The sequence below is a fragment of the Altererythrobacter sp. C41 genome, assembly GCF_016803135.1.
Classification (GTDB): Bacteria; Pseudomonadota; Alphaproteobacteria; order Sphingomonadales; family Sphingomonadaceae; genus Pelagerythrobacter.
In genome coordinates, this window is record NZ_JAEVFE010000002.1 from 308,811 (window position 1) to 323,475 (window position 14,665).

Genomic DNA, 14,665 nt, shown 5'->3' on the forward strand with positions numbered 1-14,665 from the left:
TCTTCTCGCCGGTCGCTCCGGCATGGTCATCCTCGGCGAGGGGCACAAGACACGGGGGCGCAACCGCCAGGCGCGTCCGAACGCAGCCCCAACAACCTGCTATCCTTCATGACCCACATCGCTGAAGGCACTCGGTACGCGCTGATCGATCAAAGCGAGATACGCCAATGCCCGGGTCGACGACGACACGAACTGGAGCGAGGCGTCGTTCGTCCTCGGATCACGTTGAGAAATTCCTCTCCCGGGGCTGGACGGAAAGATAGAGCGGCAACGTTCGTTACGACCAAGTAATCATATGGTCTCCGGGGATATCTCACCTCGCGCAGCTTGAGACGATCCTTGTTCGCTCTATGTTCAGGTCCGCGGGGTGTTTTCTCTCCCGGGAAGCGTAGTTCTATCCTGAAGCCTCCCGCACCAATGGACGGACCCCCATAAAATGCGCATGGACAGGGGGCTGGATTAGTGGAGGAAAACGTAGATCAGGGCGCCGTAATCGCAGGCAGCGGTGGGAAGAACATCATCATCTTCTCGGACGGCACCGGGCAGTACGGCGGCGTCATGCCCGACCAACGATTGTCCAACATCTACAAGATGTATCGGGCCATGCGACCCGGCACCCAGACCGGCATCAACCCTGCGGAGCAGGTAGCCTACTATGACCCTGGGCTGGGGTCGGGAGAGCTGGGCGGACGCATCCGCAACATCCTTGCCGCCGCGTTCGGAACAGGAATCAGCGAGAACATAGTCGACTGTTACGAGGCGATCCTGCGACACTACGACGAAGGAGACCGGGTCTTCATTTTCGGCTTCAGCCGCGGCGCCTACACCGCGCGCTGCGTGGCCAACGTCATGAATCTCTGCGGCATCCCTCGTCAGAATGCCGATGGAGGACCGCTGCCTGCAGGCGGTGTCGCACTGCGCAGGATCGCCGAAGAAGCGGTCTACAGCGTCTACGAGCACGGATCAGGCCACGACCGCGCCGAATACGAACTCGAACGCGAGGAGAAAGCTAGGCGATTTCGGGCCAAGCACCGCAGCGAGGGCACCGGGACGCGCGGTGAGGCGCAGGGGAATGTCGCACCGACCTTCATCGGCGTATTCGACACCGTGGCTGCCCTCGGCACGGTAATCGTTCGACGGATCCTCGCAGCTCTCGCCGCAATAAGCATCTTCCTGGGCCTCGTCTCGGTCTGGGCGGGCTGGGATGCGCCGTGGTCATTCCTTGCCTGGCTGCCGGGCGGCCTGCTTGTCGCCAGCTTCCTGTGGGCGACCAAGAAGCAGTTCAAGTGCATCACGGACCCGCCACAGGGAGGACGGTTCAGCTGGCATTTCGCCGCGTGGAATCTGAAGAACTACGACCGCTTCCTCGACAGCAGCGTGGGCTATGCGCGGCATGCGATATCGATCGACGAAAACCGCAAACGGTTTCCACGCGTGGGCTGGGGCCACAGCGACGACACGAGCCAACAGAATCGTGGTGATCTGGCATGGCTCAAGCAGGAATGGTTCGCGGGCAACCATTCCGACATCGGCGGAAGTTACCCGGAGAGCGAGTCCCGTCTGTCGGACATAGCACTGCGGTGGATGGTCGACGAACTCATGACCATTCCCGATCCGCCAAAAATCGACGAACGGTTCGCGCGGACCTTCCCTGACCCGCTCGGGCTGCAACACGATGAAGTGAAGGCGAGCCTGGAGCTGTGGCCGAGATGGTGGCCGAAATGGGCGAGGTTCGGATGGGCCGAAACAAGCCGTTCGATCAAACCCGACGCCGAACTGCACGACACGGTCTATCAGCGGCTGTCCGCCTCACGTGTGCCGCAATTCGACAAGCAGAGCCCTTACAGACCGGTCGGCCTTTGCTCGCATTACAAGGCTCAAGCACTTGCCGGCCCGTTCGCAGATGGGAAGGACGTCGACTGATGATTGAAATTGATTTCGGTGAGGCCGCTGACCACAGGCCGTCGCCCAGCCACGTCTGGGTAGGGCGGATCTCGTAGACCACGTCAGGTTCGGTCGCCCCGGACCTCGGATCAGCGCTACACCCGCCACGATGGGATAGCTTCCATGCTCTCGCCACGGCTTTTCAGCCCAGTATGTTATTCAGTCGAGAATCGTGGCGGCCGCTGAGTGCACATGATTGTGGCCCGGAGATCAAAACGGGGCATTCGAGCGTGCTCTTGGCCGTTAGCCGCTAGGCGCCTGCTGGCTAAGCAGCCTGCGTGAGCATGTAAAGCAGCGCGAGTGCGAGCCCGGGCAGGCCAAACCAGATCGATTTTTTGAGAGAAGCGTACTTCTTGGAGCAGACGCTGGACACGTCATAGCAGTGCTTGAGGCGAGCTGCGGTTAAGTCCGCCGGCTTGCGCTGGGCGACCTCGCCAACATAAAGAGCGGCGCTGCCTTTTTCGGCAACCGCACCGAAGAAAACGATGCCTTCGGCCGAGGGCGACGATAGTCGTGGCGCGACAACGCGGAACGCGAAGAAGGCAGATAGACACAATGACAGCACGCTTGCGGCGAGCAGGGCGTAGTCAAGGGACAATGCCGGCGACAACAGCCCTCTGCGTACGTTGGATTGCCCGAAGAGATAGACGAGGACGCCGGATGCGATAGCGAAGGTCCATGCGGCCTTGGTGTCCGCCAAGCCGATGTAATGGCGCACGTAGGATTCCTGGAACTCAGCAAAATTCGCGTGATGCCCATCGAGCGTCATCGCGCCTACCGCGGTCACTTCGGCATGGCCTTTTTCCATCACGCCGATTGTCGGCGCAGCTTTCACGTCGGCAGGGACTGGGCTGAGTACTGTCTCATCGGCTTGGTGGCTGGTATCGTTCATAGGCCTGGAAGGATCCACCTGCCATTATACTGCCAGAACGCATAAGGCATTCCAGTATCCGCGTAGATCCACCCCGTATCGGCAGTCTTTAGTGCGGTGAATTTGGTCTGCCAAGCCAAGGGAAGCCCGGTAACCCCTTTGCTGCCGATCAGGATGGTGTTCGGTTCGGCAAATGCAAGCATCTTGCAAGCTATGTTGGCAGTAGCGCCGATCGCCACTATCCCGTTGAACCCGCGCGCGACACCGACCTGAGCAACGGTGATCGGTCCATGATCTAGACAAACTCGGAAGTCGATAGGTTCAAGGTTCGAGTTGATGATGAGCGGATTTATGATGTTCTGGGCGGCCGCAAACATAGTGAGGGCCGCGGCGATCGCGCGCTGTTGGGGCGATGCGTCATTGCCAGCCTGCTTGGTGAAATAGGCCATCAAGCCATCGCCGGTGTTCTTCTCCACGGCGCCCCCGTAGTCTTCAACAATCCGGATCATCTCTGTAAAGAACAGCGATAAGATCTGGAGTAGATTCTCCTGCTCCGTCTCTGTCCATGAGGGTCTGGCTGAAAACTTGCAGATGTCGAGGAACATGACCGTGGCTTCGATGCGCCTACCGGCATGGATCGGCAGATCTCCGCTAGAAGGGATTACACGCCCCGTGGCGAGCGCACTGCGGGTCCGGATCTTGTCAACGACAGATAAGTTCCGCTCGATCTGCTTCTTGAAATAAGACGAGGTTAGTTGGTCCACGTTCGCCATCAATTTACCTTGTATACTTGGTATCCAAGGATGCCGACTTCCTCGCCATTGAACGCTGTTTCTTTGCAGCGCTCGAGCCATTGCACATGCACAAGCTCGTATAGCCCCCGTCCGATGCGCAACTCGCCGGGCTTAGCACATTGCTCAATCTTGACGGCGCGATTGAGTGCGTCACTTGCGATCTCCACCTGTTCGAACCCCGTGGCCGGAACGGAAATGCGACGGATCGTGGCAGCCCCGCAGTCTGCCCCAACGCGGATCTGCAACTGCGGCAGACCCGCGTTCTCCAGCTCAGGGTTAACGGAGCGGTTCAAGACGGCGAGGAACGTCAGTCCCAGGTCAACCGTGTTGTCGCACTGTGTTGTGAAGCCCTCGCTGTCGATGTACGCAATAAATCCGTCGCCTGTGGTTTTAAGGATGCGGCCATGGAAATGCCCCACCGATGTCGCCAGTTCGCGAAGGAAGATTCCGTAAGCCTTCTCGAAGCCGGCCGGCTCCTTTCGGCGAAGCGCACTGCTCGCGCAGATGTCGACGGAAAGAAAGGTTAAGAAGCGGGTGCCGCCGGCTTCGTTCAAGGGGGCGTGCGGCTTGGCTCTCTCTGCGGGGGGCCGATAGGCCTCGCCGGAAAATTCCGCGTTGAGGGCTTTCTGCCTAGTCTCCGTATATTCATAGGCTGAGCTGATCGAAGGCGGATTGTAGATGATCGGCACGGCTTGCTGTTGCTCCACCATCATCTTGATGATCTCCGCTTCGGGAATGATCTCACTAAGATAACGATCGCGATAGTGGCGCTCGCCCTTCACGGTAATCAAGTCGTATCGCCTGGAGTGCGGCGTGGTTCGGACCACAATCGCCCCTGCCTGCTCATCCGACATCATCGTCTCGAATTCGAAGTCGAACCGGCGGCGCACCTTCCCGTGCTCGTCCTTATCGCGCCAGTCCTGCTGTGCCGGTGCTACCATAGATCAATCTCCGAACCCACAATAGCAGCATGGCCTCGTTCCGCATATGTTCGTCGACTCTATCTCGGCCAGCTTTTCCACATCGATGTGACGCTAAGGGAACGGACAGTTGTAGGAGCAACGATCCGCTGACGGGATGACAACAATTGGCACGAAGCAGCCGAAGGGTGCCTGGTTGGCCTATGTCTGCTTACCGCAATTTCGTTCCGAATTCGGACTGTCACAAAGGTTCAACGAAGTAGTCGTTCGTTGCGCTCAGAGAGTTGGTTTGAACGAAGGGCAGCTTCAGCCACCTGGCAGGTGATTCCGGTCAGTCCCCCTCGTCGGAGACTCCGGAACGTCTCCTCTCAGAACCGCGGCTTGGAATAGCGGACGTTCCTAGCCGGAGTTGGCGAGTCAGCTTCGCGCCCTCATCTCAGCCGTTCATATCAGTTCGATGAAATCCCGAAAGCCGCCGTTCGATTGGGCCGGCGATATGCTCAGGCGCGCTCGGTTTTATCGGAATCGCGCCAATAGGGCCTAGCAAGCGAGGTACGAAACTGCCGTATTAGCCGCTTAGCCTCGGCGTCCTCGACATGAAGGCGAATGCAATGCGAGGTTGAAACATCGATCTCGGCCTTGGTGCCACGCAGTCCTGCCAGGATCGGGGCTTTCGCGGTCGCGAGCGTATTCGCCTTGCCGAACAATTTATGGCCTTCGATGTGCGCGAGATAGGCTTCGATACTCTCGTCCAGGCCGCGTCCGAAGAGCGTGGGCAGCCCCTCAAGAGTTTGCAGCGCGGCGTCGCCCGAGAACTCCGAACCAAGATGTTCAAGGTCCTCGAAAACTTCGTTGGGATCGACCGCAACATGCATCGCCTCGAAGAGCAACTGGTCGAGCCGGGCGACGGCCTTCGTGACCTGGACATTCGACGCATCGGGGCGTTGCCGAACCTCATGATAATAGAGGCCGGCGCCGGCGAACCCGTCGCCCATTGCCGGCTCGTAACGGACCAGGTCCATGAGTTTGGGCACCACGACGCTCCAGACCCCACTGACCGCTGGTCCCTGGTCCTCGGTGAAGAGCGAGGGCACCTTGATCAGCGTTGCCCGACCTGCTGCTGCGAGGGCATGGATTCGTGCCGCATAGGGCTGACGCATGGCAGCGCCATTTTCATCGAGCAGCAGAATATAATGGATCTGGTCTAGGCCTTCGGCCTCGAATCCCTCAACGATCTCGCAGACCGCGCGACCGGAGACGACCGTGTCGATGAACAGGAAGCGCTCACTCTCCATCCGCCATTCGAGCGAGTCATGATGGCCGACCTGACACACCTCATCGCGCACGAAGCGGAAGAAACGGTAGTGCGGATTGTCGACCTGTCGCCGCACGATCGCCGCGACAACGCGCGCCCAAAACCGCCGGATATGCGCGGATTTTAAGCCCTCGACACCGATCCGCCCTGCGTCGGCTGTGAAAGGTACGTCGAGTGCGAGTGTCAGGGGACCAAAGCGTGCCTGCATGCCTTTGGTGAGACGGTCGTCCTGCGGCATGCAGGAGATGACGAGTTGGCGGTAGTATGATTTGGCAACCCGCAGAAAGGGCACCGCGCCGCGGCTCGGCACGATCATGCACTTATAGCCGTCGTCGCTCAGGCGCTGTGCCGCGCGGGCGACGTCGATCCCGGCCTTGGCGTACGCCAGCACGTTCGGCTTGTTGATGATGTCCCGCAATCCCATGACAGGCTTATAGCAAACCGCGTATGGTTGGGCACTACCGGGCGCCGCGTCAGCGGCGGCTATCCAGGCTATGATGTCTTCTTAGCTCCGAGCGAAAGCCCTCGCACCCGCGCAGCGCAAGCGTTCGCCACGCCAACCGTGACTGTGCGCTGAGCGGCCAGGTCGGTTAGAAAGGGGCGGAAGCAGGCGCCCCCTCAGTCATCGGGCGCGGTACCTATGGAAAAGTCGATCAACCCCTTATCAGATTGCAAGAAGAGCCTACGGCATCACCTCGACCGAGGTTGCCGAGCAGACGGACACGATGCCCAACAATACGTCGGTGCACCTGTCGGTCCTGCGCAATGCCGGTCTGGTTTCGTCAACGAAGGAGGGGCGCTCGGTGACCTACAGGGCGGAACGCGGAGCGCTCCGGAACCTGGCCACCTTCCTGTCGGAGGCCGCCAAATAGCACCGCGTAGACAGGATTGCGATCGGTAGCTCTCGGTTCAATCTTATCCCTAGCGAACCTGAGGGGCGATCAGCCTTGGACTTTGTCCGGCGGTCGTCTGGCCAAGGGCTTCCATCGGGGATGTGGAAGGTGAGAAATACTCTCTCGTTTGCTCGTGTCCGCGCACGTCGCGGGTCGGTAGCTCCGGGCGTGATGAGCAACCTTCGGTCAGCCGGACCAGTTGGCAGCCCAGTGCACTGGGCGAAGAGCGCAATCGCCTTGTCGCAGACTGCGCAATGTCCCTCGCAGCAATCGCGCATAAGAAACGCGACGAGACCCCCTGCTCTGAAGCGCGGGATATCGCCGCTTCACATCTGCGATCGGTCCGGTCGAAATTGGCAGAATTGCAAGCACTCGAAGCGTCGCTTGCGGCGTTCGTTGCGACTTGCTCCACCACATGCGCGAGCGGAACCGTCGACGATTGCACCCTCTTCGACGATTTGGACCGAGGGCCGATAGCGAACCGCTGCGGGTGAGGACGCTTCAGCAGCAAAGTTGTGGGGCGGCGCATTCAATTCCGTGCCGAACGTCAGCTTCAGTCTTCGGCGAGAGAAGTGGAGGCGGCTCGCTTGCGGCCAAGCTCACGCGCCATGGATGTACGGCAGCTATCGGCGAGGCAATTTATGCCTGTAAACGGCCGCTTTGTCAGCGAAGCTGGTCGGCAGAAGTGCGCCCTTGAAGCGGCCGTGAGCAGCTGTCGGAAAGCGGACGGCGCTGGGCCTAGTTCAGCGCCAAAACTCATCGCCTCTCTCGTGCTCGGTGCCTTCCTCGTCATGGATGTCCATGTGGGCATCACGCAGGATCTGGATGCCGCCGTAGAAGGCGATACAGGCCACCGCGATGCCCACGAGAAGGTCGGGCCAGTTTGCGCCCGTCAGCATCACGATCATGCCCGCGACGATGATGCCGCCATTGGCGATGAAATCGTTGAAGCTGAAGGTCGTCGCCGCGCGCATGCTGACGTCCTTCTCCTTCGTCCGCTGGAGCATCCGGAGGCAGACCAGATTCACGACTGCGGCGACCGCAGCCATGGCCAGCATCATGAAGCCGCCCGGATCCGACCCTTCCAGGAACCGGCGCACGGCATCGGCGATGACACCCGCGGCGAAGACCAGGAGCATGATGCCGGAGAATCGTGCAGCACCCCGCTGCCAGACGCGCGAGCGGGTCAGCGCCAACAGGCTCAGCGCATAGACGATCGCGTCAGATGAGTTGTCGAGCCCATTCGCCAGAAGCGCATTCGAATCCGCAAAGTAACCGACCACGAAGAACCCGATCGCGATGGCGACGTTCAGCCAGAGGACGATCCACAGTGTCCGGCGCTTACCGGCCGAGCCGAGATCGATGTCGTGGTCCCCGCTCATGTCGTTCCCCTACTGGCCCGGGCCCACTCTTCGGCGTTACGAAGCTCAGAGGACTGGAAGAACTTCATTTCGGCCCGAAAGAGCGGATCGGAGAGTTTGGTGCCCCATTCCTCCCACTTCGCATCGCCGACGATGGAGATCCGGCCGAAGCTGTCCGGGTGACGCGCGTCGAACTTGAGATCGCGCCAGAGTCCGGCGAGATCCCAGCCCGCGAAATCGGGCGCGAGCTCGATTACCATCGGCAGCTTGCCGGGCTCTCGCCCGACAAGCTGTTCGAATCGAGGCACGAAGGCGTCGTAGTCCGACCTTTCGAGTTTGCCACCGGCGCGTATCCGCGCCAGTCCGTCCTCTTCATCTATCTTCAGCATCGTGTTCTCCTTTCCCTGACCATCATGCGATGTCCGTCAGCTCGCGTCGCTCGTCGCTGGTCGCGTTCCGGCGCAGGCGATCCCACCACTTCTCGCGCCAGCCGCGCTCGTCATCCGATCGATGGAGCACGAGCCGCGCAATTGCGGGCAGGACGAAGAGCGTGAGCGCGGTCGCGGTGATCAATCCGCCGATCACGACCGTTGCCAGCGGACGCTGGACCTCGGCGCCGGTGCCGGTGGCGATCGCCATCGGAACAAAGCCGAGCGAGGCGACCAACGCTGTCATCAGCACCGGCCGCAGCCTGGCCAACGCACCGTCGGAGATCGCTTCGTCGAGGGACATGCCCTGGTCCAGCCGCTGGCGTATCGCGGTCATCATCACGAGCCCGTTCAACACGGCGACACCCGAAAGGGCGATGAAGCCCACCGCAGCGGAAACCGAGAACGGCATCCCCCTAAGGGCGAGGGCGAAGACACCGCCCGCCAGCGCCATTGGGATGGCGCTGAATACCGCGAGAGCCGGAACCCAACCGCCGAGCGCCATGAACAGGAGCAGCAGCACCAGCGCGAAACAGACCGGCACGACGAGGGCGAGCCTCGCCTGTGCAGCCTGGAGGTTCTGGTATTGCCCGCCCCATTCGATGAAGGAGGCAGGTGGCAACTCGATGCTCTCGGCGACGCCTGTGCGCGCCTCCTCGACGAACGAACCGAGATCGCGTTCGCGGACGTTCGCCGATACGATCACCAGCCGGCGACCCTGTTCGCGCCGAACCTCGGCGAGACCATCGACGACCCGGAAATCAGCCAGCGTTCGAAGCGGAACCGTGACCCCGCCGTCCAGAACGATGGGAAGGGCGCCGAGCTGATCGAAATCGTTCCGGTTCGCATCCGCGAGCCGGACGACCACTTCGAAACGGCGGTCACCCTCGAACACCAGTCCCGCCGGGCGACCGCCCAGCGCGATGGCCACGGACTGTGCAACGTCCTCTACGGTCAGGCCATAACGTGCGATCGTCGGACGATCGAACGCGATGTCCAATGTGGGGAAGCCCGTAACCTGCTGGACCTTGACGTCCGCAGCGCCCTCGACCCCGCGAAGCACTTCCGCCACTTCTCCGGCAGACCGGGTCAGCGCGGTGAGATCGTCGCCGTAGAGCTTGACCGCGACATCGCCGCGGACACCCGCGATCAGCTCGTTGAAACGAAGTTCGATCGGCTGGCTGAACTCGTAGACGTTCCCGACCAAGCCGCTGAGAGACTCCTCCATCTGCGCGACGAGTTCGTCCTTCGGCAGATCGGGATCAGGCCATTCCGCCCGCGGCTTCAGGATCACGTAGGCGTCGGACGCGTTCGGCGGCATCGGATCGCTCGCGACCTCCGCCGTGCCGGTGCGCGAGAACACCAGTTCGACCTGCGGGAAGGTCTCGAGCCGGTCCTCCACCCGTCTCTGCATGGCGAGCGAGCGTTCGAGCGAAGTCGAGGGTATCCGCAGCGATTGCACCGCAATGTCCTGCTCGTCCAGCTGCGGCGTGAACTCGCTTCCGAGGAAGGTGAACACGAAGGCGGCGATGGCGAAGATGCCGGCACCCGCCCCGATCACCGGCCATGGGCGTGCGATGGCGCGGCGCACTGCCGGGCCATAGCGTTCCTTCGCCATGCGGACAGGCTTGACCTCCTTCTCGGTCAGCTTCCGATTGAGTAGCACCGCGATCATCGCCGGGACGAAGGTCAGCGACAGCACGAAGGCGGAGGCGAGCGCCAGCATGACCGTGATGGCCATCGGCGAGAACGTCTTCCCCTCGACGCCCGTGAAGGTGAGAAGCGGAGCGTAGACCAGCAGGATTATGGCCTGGCCATAGACGGTCGGCTTGATCATTTCCTGCGCGGCCAGGCGGGTCTCTGTCAGCCGCTCACCGAGGCTGAGCAGTCTTCCCTCGCGGTGCTGTCTGGCGGCGAGCCGCGCGACGCTGTTCTCGACGATGATGACCGCGCCATCGACGATAAGCCCGAAGTCCAGCGCCCCCAGGCTCATCAGGTTGCCGGACACACCGAGCCTGTTCATGCCCACGGCCGCCATCAGCATGGATATCGGAATGACCAGCGCTGCGATAATCGCTGCACGGACGTTGCCCAGCATGAAGAACAGGACTGCGATAACGAGGAGCGCACCCTCGACTAGGTTCTTCTCCACCGTCGCGATAGTCGCGTCGACTAGAGACGAGCGGTTGTAGACGATCTCGGCGACCACGCCGGCAGGTAGCGAGGCGCGCACCTCGTCCAGCCGCTCCGCCGCGGCTGCCGCCACGGTGCGACTGTTCTCCCCGCTACGCATCAGAACGGTGCCGACGACCGCCTCCTCACCATTGAGCGAGGCGGCGCCGGTCCGCAGATCGCCGCCGATGCGCACCGAGGCGACATCTCCGGTCCGGATCGGAACGCCCTCGCGGGTCGTGACGACGGCCTGCTCGATGTCCTGCGTGCCACCGAGGCGCGCATCCACGCGAACGAGAAGGGCCTCCCCGGCACGGTCGACGAAGTTGGCACCCTCGGCGAGGTTCGCCGCCTCCAATGCCTCGATCAGGGAGTCGAACGACAGGCCGTAGCCGGTGAGGCGGGCGGGGTCGGGCTGCACGAGGAACTGCTTCTCGTAACCGCCGATCGAATCTACGCCTGCCACGCCATCGATCGAACGCATCAACGGGGCGACGACCCAATCCTGGACCGTGCGCAGGTAGGCTGCCTTGGCGACCTCGGTGTCGAGGCGGTCACCTTGCTCGGTGATGAAGCTCCCGTCCGACTGCCAGCCGGTCCTGCCGCCTACGGGTGCGCCGCGACCTCCAGGATACTCGTATTCGATCGTATACATCAGCACTTCGCCGAGACCGGTCGAGATCGGCCCCATCGCGGGCTCCGCCCCTTCCGGCAGGCTTGCGCCGATCGGGGCAAGCCGTTCGTTCACTTGGCTGCGCGCGAAGTAGATGTCGGTGCCTTCCTCGAAGATCGCGGTGACCTGACTGAAGCCGTTGCGCGAGATTGAGCGCGTCATCTCGAGCCCCTCGATCCCCGCCAGACCCGTCTCGATGGGGAAGGTCACCTGCGTCTCGACCTGCGAGGGCGAGAGCGCCGGGGCGCTGGTGTTGATCTGCACCTGCGTGTTGGTGATGTCCGGCACCGCGTCGATCGGCAGGCGCAGGAGGTTCATGGCCCCGTAGATCGCGGCGCAGACGGTGAGGACGATCACCGCCCAGCGGAACCGCACGGCGATGTCGAGGATCGCCCCGATCAGGCCGTGGCGATGGCTGCCCGTATCGGAGTGGGTCTCCACATGAGGCGTCGGCTCTGTCTTAGTGTCCATGCGACGCGCCCTCCTTCTCGAGTTCCGCCTTGAGCAGGAAGGCGTTGCCAACGGCGATGCGCCATCCCTCCTCGAGACCGGAGAGGATCGTCACCTGCCCGGCGGACCGGGTCCCGACCTCGACCTCGCGAGCCTGGAAACCGCTCTTTGTGCGGACGAACACGACGTCGCGTCCTTCGAGAACCTGGACGGCGTCCTCGGGCACGGTGATGCGGTTGCGATCCACCTCGCCAAAGGGTCTGATCCGTGCTTGGAGGAAGGCGCCGGGCTGGAGGCCCGGAACACCGCGCGAGAGCGACAGAACCGCAGTGGCACTGCGGCTCTCCGGATCGAGCGAGGGAGTGACCGAACGCACCCGAGCTCCGATTTCGCGGCCGTCGCCGACGATCAGCACGGCCTCGTCGCCAGGTTGGATGCGAGAAGCTTCGGCCGAAGGCAGCGCCACCTCGATTTGAAGCCCGTTCGGATCGACGACGCGATAGAGTTCCTCGCCGGCATCCACGAAGGACCCGAGCACGATCGGTGCGGCGGTGACCCTGCCCGACAGGGGTGAGGTGACGGCCAGCGACCGTCCGTCGCCGCTGACGCCGGCCGCTGCGACCGCGGCCTGCGCCCGTTGCAGCTCTGATCGCGCCACACTGAGATTTGCCTGCGCGGCCTCCAGATCCTGCCGGGCCGTCACATTCGCCTCGAACAAGCGCCGTTCGCGATCGTAGGCGGCGGACAGCTCCGTCACCCGGGCGCGCGCCGCGCTGAGCTGCGATGCGAGAGCAGCTGCATCCGCGCTCTCGATGCGGGCGACGGTCTCGCCGCGCGAAACGTGGTCGCCCAGCGTCTTGCCCACCGAGCGGACCACCCCCGAGGCGCGGGCGTCGATACGAGCGGAAGCCGTCGGGCTGGCCGCGACCGTTGCCGGAAAGACGAGTTCCACAGCAGCTCCGGCCCGCACAGCTGCCAGCTGTATCTCGGACTGCCTGATCTGCTCATCGCTCAGCGTGACCGCCCCCTCAGGTGTTTCCGCCTCGGCTTCCTCCTGCGCATGGGTGTCGACCTCGGAGGTCGGCCAGAAGATCAGGGCCAAAGCACCGATCGCGATCACGATACCGACGAGGATCGCCAGCTTTCTGCGTGTCATGGATATGTCCTTCATTGTGCGGCCAGCCCGATGAGTTCGGCGGCGGCCCGGCCCCGTTCCTCGCGGGCGGCGATGAGCGCCTCGCGGATTGTGTCGCGTGCCTCGGCGGCAGCGAGCACCTCGATCAGGGGAAAGCGTCCATTGCGATATCCGATGCGGACGAGGCGCAGCGCCTCCTCCGCCTGCGGGAGCGATGTCTGCGAGAGTGTCTCGACCCGGGCCTCGGCCCCGAGATATCTCGCGCGAGCCGTGGCTACCGATTGCTCGTAATCCGCGAGCGCGACGGCTTCGCGCGCGTTCGCCGCCCGAAGTCGGGCTTCGGCGGCGGCAATGTTGCCCTGGTTCCGGTCGCGAAAGGGCAGAGGGATCGACACCCCGACGAGGAATGCGTTGTCACCGCTCTCCTCGAAGCGCCGCACGCCGGCGGAGACCGTCGGATCCGGTATACGCAGGCTTCGCTGCCGCTCGATCTCCGCCGCTGCGGCCGTGCTCTCGGCGCGTGCGACCCGATAGGTCAGGCTCTCGGTTGCCTGGGACATCAACGACGCGGGCGGGACGATGTTCGGGAACTCGGCCGGAACGAGCGGTGCTTCGCCTCCGGCCCACAACGAGGCGAGCGCCGTGCGAGCTGACAGACTCTCCGCCTCGACCTCCACCAGACGCGCACGCGCCTCGGCGAGGGCCGCATCCGCACGCAACGCCCGCAGAGGCGGCTCGCGGCCGACCTCGACCAGGACACCGGCTATGCGGGCGAGTTCCTCATTGCGCGCGACCACGTCCTGCGCGAGTTCGACCCGGGCGGCTGCGGCAACAGCAAGCAGGTAGCGCTCGCGCACCAATTGGCCGAGTTCGACCGCAGTCAGATCGGCTCTAAGGGAAGCCAGATCCGCCTGGGCCTGGGCCGCACCAACCCGTGCGGAACGCTTTCCGCCCAGCTCCAAGCGCTGGCCGACAGAGAGCGTATACTCGGTCGACTCGAGGCCGGAGAACGCGCCGCTGCCGGCGACGTTCTCGACTTCGAAGGACACCTCCGGATTAGGACTCAGGCGAGCCTGGTCGACCAGAGCCGCAGCCGCGTCGGTTTCCGCGCGGGGTCCCACGAGGCGGGGGTTGGTGACGGGGGTGTCGGCTTGCTCGGCGACCCCGCTGAGTTCGAGCGCATCATCGAGCGTGACGATACGCGGGTCCTGCGCGCTGGCAGGTCCCGAGGACAGGGCGAGTATCAGCCCCCAGAAGGGGGCCGCTCGCCACGATATGGCGAACATGGATGGGAATTCCTCTGCTGACGTTCAGTTCGGCGTCGGAAAAGGGTTCCGACGCGCGGCGAACGTCAGGCGCGAGGAGGGGGTGTGATCAATTCCGCTGGACCGGAGGCGAACCAGGGCTGGTCTGCGGCGTGAAGCACGCTCACAACCGATCTCGGGGCAAAGGGCTCCGAAGACCTGCCAACGGCCTGCGATGCATGATGGCAATGGCCATGAGCACAGGCACCGTGCTTCTCCGGCCCCCTGTCATCATCGCCCGGATCGTCATGCTGCTCGAGCTGGGAGGCTACCGGAGGCTCGTCCGAACATTCGGCCGCTTCCGCCACCGGTGCCCAAAGGAAACCGAGAGCAGTGCACAGCGTGACGAGCTGCAGCACAAGGCAGCGGGCGAAGAGCCGGGTCATCGGCCGTCCGCTAGCAGCA

Annotated in this window: 11 protein-coding genes; 2 read left to right on the forward strand and 9 right to left on the reverse strand. The window is 63.1% G+C overall.

Annotated features, from left to right (window positions below; translation table 11 throughout):
- Nucleotides 1-462 precede the first annotated feature (462 nt).
- On the forward strand, nt 463-1,923 hold the full coding sequence (locus JNO53_RS05390; protein WP_338015302.1) for a DUF2235 domain-containing protein: 1,461 nt from the start codon (nt 463-465) through the stop codon (nt 1,921-1,923).
- Nucleotides 1,924-2,209: 286 nt separating this feature from the next.
- Here JNO53_RS05390 and JNO53_RS05395 read toward each other — a convergent pair whose 3' ends face one another.
- The 4 genes from JNO53_RS05395 to JNO53_RS05410 form a co-directional block, all read right to left on the reverse strand.
- Nucleotides 2,210-2,836, reverse strand: coding sequence for a Pycsar system effector family protein (locus JNO53_RS05395; RefSeq protein WP_203108438.1), 627 nt, complete (start codon nt 2,834-2,836; stop codon nt 2,210-2,212).
- A complete protein-coding gene (locus JNO53_RS05400; RefSeq protein WP_203108440.1) occupies nt 2,833-3,588 on the reverse strand; it encodes an adenylate/guanylate cyclase domain-containing protein in 756 nt (251 codons plus the stop codon). The genes JNO53_RS05395 and JNO53_RS05400 overlap by 4 nt, the downstream gene beginning before the upstream one ends.
- On the reverse strand, nt 3,588-4,550 hold the full coding sequence (locus JNO53_RS05405; RefSeq protein ID WP_203108442.1) for an adenylate/guanylate cyclase domain-containing protein: 963 nt from the start codon (nt 4,548-4,550) through the stop codon (nt 3,588-3,590). Before JNO53_RS05405 ends, JNO53_RS05400 begins: the two co-directional genes overlap by 1 nt.
- Before the next feature lie 479 nt (nt 4,551-5,029).
- Nucleotides 5,030-6,268: a hypothetical protein gene (locus tag JNO53_RS05410; RefSeq protein WP_203108444.1), complete on the reverse strand. Its 1,239-nt coding sequence runs from the start codon at nt 6,266-6,268 to the stop codon at nt 5,030-5,032.
- 723 nt (nt 6,269-6,991) lie between these two features.
- Here JNO53_RS05410 and JNO53_RS15535 point away from each other — a divergent pair.
- Nucleotides 6,992-7,231, forward strand: coding sequence for a MerR family DNA-binding protein (locus tag JNO53_RS15535; RefSeq protein WP_203108446.1), 240 nt, complete (start codon nt 6,992-6,994; stop codon nt 7,229-7,231).
- Between the two features lie 249 nt (nt 7,232-7,480).
- Here JNO53_RS15535 and JNO53_RS05425 read toward each other — a convergent pair whose 3' ends face one another.
- Genes JNO53_RS05425 through JNO53_RS05445 form a run of 5 tightly spaced genes read right to left on the reverse strand, consistent with a single transcriptional unit; the run spans nt 7,481 to nt 14,242 of the window.
- On the reverse strand, nt 7,481-8,119 hold the full coding sequence (locus JNO53_RS05425; RefSeq protein WP_203108448.1) for a cation diffusion facilitator family transporter: 639 nt from the start codon (nt 8,117-8,119) through the stop codon (nt 7,481-7,483).
- A complete protein-coding gene (locus JNO53_RS05430; protein WP_203108450.1) occupies nt 8,116-8,487 on the reverse strand; it encodes an STAS/SEC14 domain-containing protein in 372 nt (123 codons plus the stop codon). The genes JNO53_RS05425 and JNO53_RS05430 overlap by 4 nt, the downstream gene beginning before the upstream one ends.
- Nucleotides 8,488-8,509: 22 nt before the next feature.
- Complete coding sequence (locus JNO53_RS05435) at nt 8,510-11,773, reverse strand: efflux RND transporter permease subunit (protein WP_203109041.1); 3,264 nt, start codon at nt 11,771-11,773, stop codon at nt 8,510-8,512.
- Nucleotides 11,774-11,831: 58 nt separating this feature from the next.
- The gene (locus tag JNO53_RS05440; protein WP_338015303.1) at nt 11,832-12,941 is read right to left on the reverse strand and encodes an efflux RND transporter periplasmic adaptor subunit; all 1,110 of its coding nucleotides are present in this window, start codon (nt 12,939-12,941) and stop codon (nt 11,832-11,834) included.
- A 47-nt stretch (nt 12,942-12,988) separates the two neighbouring features.
- Nucleotides 12,989-14,242, reverse strand: a complete 1,254-nt coding sequence (locus JNO53_RS05445) for a TolC family protein (protein WP_203108454.1) — start codon at nt 14,240-14,242, stop codon at nt 12,989-12,991.
- Nucleotides 14,243-14,665 lie beyond the last annotated feature (423 nt).

Bases quoted from the DNA above. Each gene is read 5' to 3' on its own strand.
- JNO53_RS05395 (WP_203108438.1), bottom strand. From the start codon at position 2,836: ATGAACGATACCAGCCACCAAGCCGATGAGACAGTACTCAGCCCAGTC.
- JNO53_RS05400 (WP_203108440.1), bottom strand. From the start codon at position 3,588: ATGGCGAACGTGGACCAACTAACCTCGTCTTATTTCAAGAAGCAGATC.
- JNO53_RS05405 (WP_203108442.1), bottom strand. From the start codon at position 4,550: ATGGTAGCACCGGCACAGCAGGACTGGCGCGATAAGGACGAGCACGGG.
- JNO53_RS05410 (WP_203108444.1), bottom strand. From the start codon at position 6,268: ATGGGATTGCGGGACATCATCAACAAGCCGAACGTGCTGGCGTACGCC.
- JNO53_RS15535 (WP_203108446.1), top strand. From the start codon at position 6,992: ATGTCCCTCGCAGCAATCGCGCATAAGAAACGCGACGAGACCCCCTGC.
- JNO53_RS05425 (WP_203108448.1), bottom strand. From the start codon at position 8,119: ATGAGCGGGGACCACGACATCGATCTCGGCTCGGCCGGTAAGCGCCGG.
- JNO53_RS05430 (WP_203108450.1), bottom strand. From the start codon at position 8,487: ATGCTGAAGATAGATGAAGAGGACGGACTGGCGCGGATACGCGCCGGT.
- JNO53_RS05445 (WP_203108454.1), bottom strand. From the start codon at position 14,242: ATGTTCGCCATATCGTGGCGAGCGGCCCCCTTCTGGGGGCTGATACTC.